This is a genomic window from Francisella sp. SYW-2 (assembly GCF_008711475.1).
GTDB classification, from domain to species: Bacteria; Pseudomonadota; Gammaproteobacteria; order Francisellales; family Francisellaceae; genus Francisella; species Francisella salimarina.
Genome location: NZ_VXKO01000055.1, coordinates 1 through 3,009, shown reverse-complemented (window position 1 = coordinate 3,009; position 3,009 = coordinate 1). Strand labels below are relative to the sequence as shown.

Genomic DNA, 3,009 nt, shown 5'->3' with positions numbered 1-3,009 from the left:
AAGGACTCAATGTAGTTGAGCGCTGGAATGGAGTTAACGATTTTATTTTTTATGGAAATAATAGCAAATTAAGAAGCAATAATCCTGCTGAGTCAGAACTGTCTATGCTTTGTCTTCATTTACTACAATTAAGTATGACTCTAATAAATACTATTATGATTCAAAAGATATTGGATGAATCTGGCTGGATCAGTAAGATGACTCCCGAAGATAAACGAGCTATTACTCCACTGATTTATGAGCATATAAACCCATATGGCGAGTTTATCTTAGATATGGGTACAAGAATTTTTGAGGATTTATGATATGGAAAAGCGTACTGGACCTAGAAAAAAAGCCATGCAAATAGCTAAATATTTTAGGCATGAAGATCCCGATTATCGTTATCTTAGAGCAGTTTTTGTGGAATTAAGAAAATACTTAGAAGTAAAGGTTGATACGGAGCCTAAGAAATTGCCTTATGTTCCAACCGAAGATGAATTACGAAAGTATTATGATATTGTTTGGAAGAGTAAAAACATACAAGATGTTTTAATCATAAAAACTCTACTATATACAGGAATTAGGGTTAGTGAGTTAATTAGACTAAAAAAGCAAGATATAGACTTAGATAGGTGCCAATTAAAGGTGATCTCTGGTAAAGGACAAAAAGACCGCATAGTTCCGTTTCCAAAAAGTTTTCGAGAAACATTGGCTATACATATAGATAAATCAAATAATAAAGGTACATCAACATCAAGTGTATTTGAGTCATCATGGTCAAAACCATACTCCGATAGAGGAATTCGTAAGATCTTAGAAAAATATAGCAAATTAGCAGGTATGACAAAGAATATATCACCCCATGTACTTAGACATTTTTTATTTACATGGCTAAAGAAAAGGGGGATTGATGATGCTCTTATTCAACCTTATTCTGGTCATGAAACTAGACAATCATTGGAAATTTATTCTAAACTATCATTAGCTGATGCTCAGGAAGCTTATGATGATAATATTAAAGATTTCCCTATATAATATAGATGATTATTTGTCCTTTTATACAGATCAATAAAAAATGTTTTAAGCATTGAAAATAAAGGGTTTTAGTAATTAATGAGATACTAAAAAGGCTAAAAATAGCTATCAGATTACCAATTTAGAGCCGTTCCTTAGGTTTAGGCCGTAATGATGTTTTTCTCTTATCTTTAAAATTTTGTCTATCACTAAATTTGCTTCCGCCATAGACGAAGCATGTATATTTTTGCGATGAGAGAATTTAGTATTTTTTGACCCATAGTCACAGACAACTAATAGATCATCGAATAAGTCTCTCATGATCTCAATATTATAATATTTTGTATCTGTTTCTAAACTAATCATAATGCTATGCTCACTAAATTTGCAAATAAAAAAGAAGGGGAACAGTCCCATCAAACGATCGTTTTTTTGAGACAGCTGTAAACTGTCTCTGTTAGTCAATACCGCTTTGTAAGATATTTTTATTCCTTACTTTTATGCCACATTTAACATACCTGTATACGCCTCTTCAGGAGTTATATATCCAATAGTTGAATATAGTCTTTCATTATTATAAGTATCCATATATTCTTTAATGCCTTTTTTGGTTCTGTCGCAAACTGTGGGCATGGGTACGATATTACGAAAATTAGCTATCATTAGGTACAGTTATGCAGCTATAGCATAAAATTGATCCCATACAGTCATCTTACCAGCATTAATATGCTTATCTTTTTTGATCATGTTAACCAACTCATAACCTGCTATAGTAAATTTCATAGAATCCCATGCTTTAAAACCTAACATGGGTCGAGTCAACCTCTTGATATTCCTATGATCCTGTTCTATCAAATTATTGAGATACTTATTTTGTCTTATCTCTATGCTGTGAGTTAACCATATCCTAAGCAAAAATAGAAAGATATTAATACTTAGCAAAGCAGCTTCATTAGCACCATATTTTCTAAACTTCTTACTGAAAGTAGCTTCTAGCTCTTTAGCATATTTTATAACCCAACGATTGAGGGTACTATGATCTATACTAACTCCACGCTCTTTCATCAACTCCTCTACATGCCTGTAGCTTAATGGATATGATAAATACTAACGAAGTGCTTGGAGAATTAGTAGTTTAGTAAAGTGTCTACCTGTGAAATCTAACATCTAAAATTTAAAGAAATATTTGTGATAAAATAATACTACAAAATTACGCGGTTGTCAGTTTGCGACAGAACCAATATTAGATATGATAGTCCTCAGTTGATTATCACTAGGTATTTATGTGACTCCAAACTGTGTTTAAAGATTATTCTTATATTGTCGCTTCTGCATTAATCTTTGATATTTAAATAAGCTAGATGATTTGTAAAACATTAATATTTGTATGTTATTATCTAATAATTTAAATGAAAGGACTCTTGAAATAATAATTGAAATGTTAAAGTTATAGTAGAGAATTCACTAAACTGCTGACTCAACCAAAGTGGCATCTATAATTGCTCCTTTAGCTGTATTTATCCAGCTATTCTCAGTGAGCCCTCAAAGCTATTAAAATTAATGGTTATGTCGTAAACTGACAACTGCGTAATTTTGTAGTATTATTTTATCACAAATATTTCTTTAAATTTTAGATGTTAGATTTCACAGGTAGACACTTTACTAAACTACTAATTCTCCAAGCACTTCGTTAGTATTTATCATATCCATTAAGCTACAGGCATGTAGAAGAGTTGATGAAAGAGCGTGGAGTTAGTATAGATCATAGTACCCTCAATCGTTGGGTTATAAAATATGCTAAAGAGCTAGAAGCTACTTTCAGTAAGAAGTTTAGAAAATATGGTGCTAATGAAGCTGCTTTGCTAAGTATTAATATCTTTCTATTTTTGCTTAGGAAAGACTGTTGATTTAATCTTTCATTAAACTTATGAACTTTTGTAAAATATAGATATCGTAGATATTTATATTTTTAGTAGTTATGGATTTTTTCTTTTTAGGTTTAGAAGAATCATT

Annotated in this window: 4 protein-coding genes and 2 pseudogenes; 3 read left to right on the top strand and 3 right to left on the bottom strand. The window is 31.1% G+C overall.

Annotation, left to right across the window (positions count from 1 at the left end):
- A partial coding sequence (locus F3D57_RS10095; protein ID WP_150466159.1) for a Tn3 family transposase occupies nucleotides 1-305 on the top strand: 305 nt, incomplete at its 5' end.
- Nucleotide 306: 1 nt separating this feature from the next.
- Nucleotides 307-1,017 carry a tyrosine-type recombinase/integrase gene (locus F3D57_RS10090; protein WP_150466158.1) on the top strand — a complete coding sequence of 237 codons (711 nt, stop codon included), beginning with the start codon at nucleotides 307-309 and terminating at the stop codon, nucleotides 1,015-1,017.
- Nucleotides 1,018-1,125: 108 nt separating this feature from the next.
- On the opposite strand, the gene F3D57_RS10085 is transcribed toward F3D57_RS10090, so the two are convergent.
- The 3 genes and pseudogenes from F3D57_RS10085 to F3D57_RS10080 form a co-directional block, all read right to left on the bottom strand.
- The gene (locus F3D57_RS10085; protein ID WP_150466157.1) at nucleotides 1,126-1,362 is read right to left on the bottom strand and encodes a hypothetical protein; all 237 of its coding nucleotides are present in this window, start codon (nucleotides 1,360-1,362) and stop codon (nucleotides 1,126-1,128) included.
- A 132-nt stretch (nucleotides 1,363-1,494) separates the two neighbouring features.
- Nucleotides 1,495-1,659, bottom strand: a complete 165-nt coding sequence (locus tag F3D57_RS10290) for an IS3 family transposase (RefSeq protein ID WP_191092393.1) — start codon at nucleotides 1,657-1,659, stop codon at nucleotides 1,495-1,497.
- 9 nt (nucleotides 1,660-1,668) lie between these two features.
- Nucleotides 1,669-2,163, bottom strand: a pseudogene (locus tag F3D57_RS10080) (IS6 family transposase).
- 467 nt (nucleotides 2,164-2,630) lie between these two features.
- Between F3D57_RS10080 and F3D57_RS10400 the strand changes: the two are divergent.
- A pseudogene (locus F3D57_RS10400) lies at nucleotides 2,631-2,831 on the top strand (IS6 family transposase); the annotation flags it as partial.
- Nucleotides 2,832-3,009: the final 178 nt, after the last annotated feature.

Excerpts from the sequence above, each read along its gene's own strand:
- F3D57_RS10290 (WP_191092393.1), bottom strand. The coding sequence starts at position 1,659 with ATGATAGCTAATTTTCGTAATATCGTACCCATGCCCACAGTTTGCGAC.
- F3D57_RS10090 (WP_150466158.1), top strand. The coding sequence starts at position 307 with ATGGAAAAGCGTACTGGACCTAGAAAAAAAGCCATGCAAATAGCTAAA.
- F3D57_RS10085 (WP_150466157.1), bottom strand. The coding sequence starts at position 1,362 with ATGATTAGTTTAGAAACAGATACAAAATATTATAATATTGAGATCATG.